Here is a 2,982-nt window from a genome sequence, read left to right on the forward strand (position 1 = left end):
TGTGAAAACCTCCAATGGAATGACCTGTGGGGTTATATTCAATGGCCGCTTTGCAACTCCCCCCCCCCCAACTTTTACCTCCACTATTCCCGGCTTCACTCCCGTCATTCGTGGGAGATACCGGGCCCCATAGTTCGGGCAATAGGAGACAGGTTGACTGAACTCATCTGGATGAGGCCAAAAATAACCAGCGCAATAAGGTCAATACGGGATGAATGCCAGCCAAGAGAGACTTTAAGATGCTTTGCCACTGAATCATGGAACTTTTTGATACCTTTTCGAGTCTGAATCTTAGGATCAATATAATTAAAGCGATGAATAATGAAGGGAGAATCGTATGCATCCAGCCGTAAACCTAAATGTTGAAAGGGTACTTAGCTCAGTCTCTGGTTCGTACAGTGAATGTAATCAACCGGGTAATTTTCAGGGTCGAGCCAGCTCCTGCGTCAGTGCTGGCAGCTTTGGCAACACACCTTCAGTTGCGGGAAAGCAGCCTCCACTCCCTTGGGATTATTCAGCGGCAGTTACACTGGCTGATCGAACGACGACCGAATGCAGCAATATATCCTCCCGGTTCGCACATGCAATGCCCACCCCAATGGTTACAGCGGAATATACCAGCCGTGCAACAGGTAACAGGGACAACGCTGAAACCGTCAGTGATTCACCATTCTGCTCAGAGGCTGACGGTGGATGGCGCGAACAACTCAAAAGATTATTAGATTCCTCACTTTTATACGGGGGTGGAATGCAACAGACCAGTGGACGAAAAGAACCTCTCAGTGAACTCAGTGAGAAAGCGCTGCTGAAAGCCATACTGCTTGCAAAAGATCTCTACCCGGAAATTAAGCCCGATGATGTTCGTTGTATCAACATTCGTCCTGGTTTCTTGCAGACTCGCAAGTATGAAGGATTGGTAAAAGACGCACTGAATGATTTCTTCAAAAACTCAACCCATGATTTTTCGCCTGTGAGTCCGGTGAGCGATCAACTGCAACGAGCCGAACAGCTGCTTCAACGTTTTGCCCAGACGAAATCTGGTCAAAGGCTTTACAGAAAAGCCGTTGCTAATAATATGGTAGCCCTTGAAAGTTTGTTGAGAGGAGCGGGTGTTGATATCAACCATCAAAGCCCTAAAAGTGGCAACACACCAATAATGGCAGCAGCCCTGGCAAATCGTTGGGCAATGGTTAGTTTACTGCTTGATGCAAAAGCCAGTGTGCATCAACAAAACAAATCTGATTATCATTTATTGGAGCTGATTTTTAATGCCTGGTTGGGTTATAAGATTACCGATGACCAGCAGCAGACATTTACTTTAAAAGCGCTGCGGAATCAGCCTGAAGCTCAGATTAAGTTGACTCGGAACGGGCAGACAAAGTTACTTGCCGTTTATGCCTTTCAATATGCAGTCATGAGAAAGTGTTGGTCATTTTGCAATGCTTTGTTGAAAGAAAATCCCCTTCTGGTCAGCGTTTTAAAACAATGCCAGACAGGTTCCAAGCTTATCATGGATGTAGTGACGAACTATCTTGACCCGGCAGCAGCAACGACGTATCTGGTGAATTTAAAAGATGCTAATGGGCGAGCACTTTTTAATCTCAACTGTAAGAATTTGATGGGTGAGACGCTCCTGATGCTGGCAATAAAAAAAGGTAATACCCATACCGTTAAGTCCCTTCTTAACGCCCCGGATATTCTGCGAAATATTAATGATAGCGTCGTCTGCCTATCGGAAAGACCCACTCATTGGACAGCATACACTTATGCTCACTACTACAGTGAGTACTATCAAAACCGCCATATCCTCAGAGAGCTAATGATGCACGGTGCAGAACATAGGCCTGCATCCAGGGTGAAAAAAAGGGAACCAGATAGTAGTAGCTATGGTCATTCCTACCATTTCGGTGGCTTCAGTTATGGCGATGATGGCGGTTGTTAGCCGAATTGTCGGAACATCAGGGGTCAGATCTTTAATCATTGCCTTGTACAGAGAAAGGTCTGACACCTGAGGTGCCTGCAAGCATCCGTTATGACTACCTTACATCACGTTGTACGTCGGTAATCGTAAGTTTCTGTCTCTCCTTTAATAAAGGGACGGCATCTACTTTGGTAGGTGCTCAGTATTGGAAGCTCGCTCCTTTAGGGGCGAGTAGTTCACCAGGGAGTCCGGGAAGGACATTTTAGACCCTACCCAGTAATTATAGTAACATTACTACAATTACCGATGAAACAGGACAGAGCTATGTCACAAATATACAGTTCCAGAGAGTTTAACCAAAAAACCAGCGAGGCAAAGAACTTAGCCGAAAAGAATCCAGTATTCATTAGAACAAGAGGTAAGACCACTCATGTTCTTTTGAATATCGAGGAGTATCAAAGGCTCAAGGGCGAAAAGAAAAACGTTCTGGAAATGCTATCTTCGCTTGGAAGCAAAGAAGAGTATTTCGAGTTCGAACCACCAAAACTTGGAAAGATAGACCTTAAGCCTGAGGAGTTTTGATGTGTATCTATTGGACACCAATGTGATTTCTGAGCTGAGAAAAGCAGAAGCAGGAAAGAGCGATATTGAGGTGCTTAGATGGCTATCAAATACTAGTTTTTCTGATCTATACATTTCATCCATTTCAATATTGGAGCTTGAAATCGGCATTCTTCAGATGGAGCGAAAAGACAAAAAGCAAGGAGCATCTTTGCGATCATGGATGGACAAAAAAATAAAGGTTGCTTTTGAGGACAGAGTTTTATCTTTCGATGGTAAATCTGCAGTCTGTGCTGCCGAATTTCATGTCCCTGACCCTAAATCTGAGAGAGATGCAATGATTGCCGGCATAGCTAAGACAAATCAAATGCTGGTTGTGACTAGAAATGTCACCGATTTTTCAATGGTAAGAACCTTAAATCCTTGGGACTCAGGACAACATATTTTGACCCCATATCCATAAATATGTTTCTCGTACTGATCAATAATATCACCAATGA

General features: G+C 44.2%; 3 protein-coding genes. All 3 read left to right on the forward strand.

All coding sequences use genetic code 11. The features are described 5' to 3' along the window. Positions 1-337: 337 nt before the first annotated feature. Positions 338-1,942, forward strand: coding sequence for an ankyrin repeat domain-containing protein (locus tag KDK16_RS01855; protein ID WP_257274406.1), 1,605 nt, complete (start codon positions 338-340; stop codon positions 1,940-1,942). Between the two features lie 303 nt (positions 1,943-2,245). Further along, entirely contained in the window at positions 2,246-2,503 is a 258-nt protein-coding gene (locus KDK16_RS01860; RefSeq protein WP_257274407.1) for a type II toxin-antitoxin system Phd/YefM family antitoxin, read from the forward strand. Between the two features lies 1 nt (position 2,504). Continuing rightward, positions 2,505-2,945 (forward strand): type II toxin-antitoxin system VapC family toxin, encoded by a 441-nt coding sequence (locus KDK16_RS01865; protein ID WP_257274408.1) that lies wholly within the window; start codon positions 2,505-2,507, stop codon positions 2,943-2,945. The last annotated feature ends 37 nt before the right edge of the window (positions 2,946-2,982 follow it).

This window comes from Endozoicomonas sp. SESOKO4, from assembly GCF_024606275.1.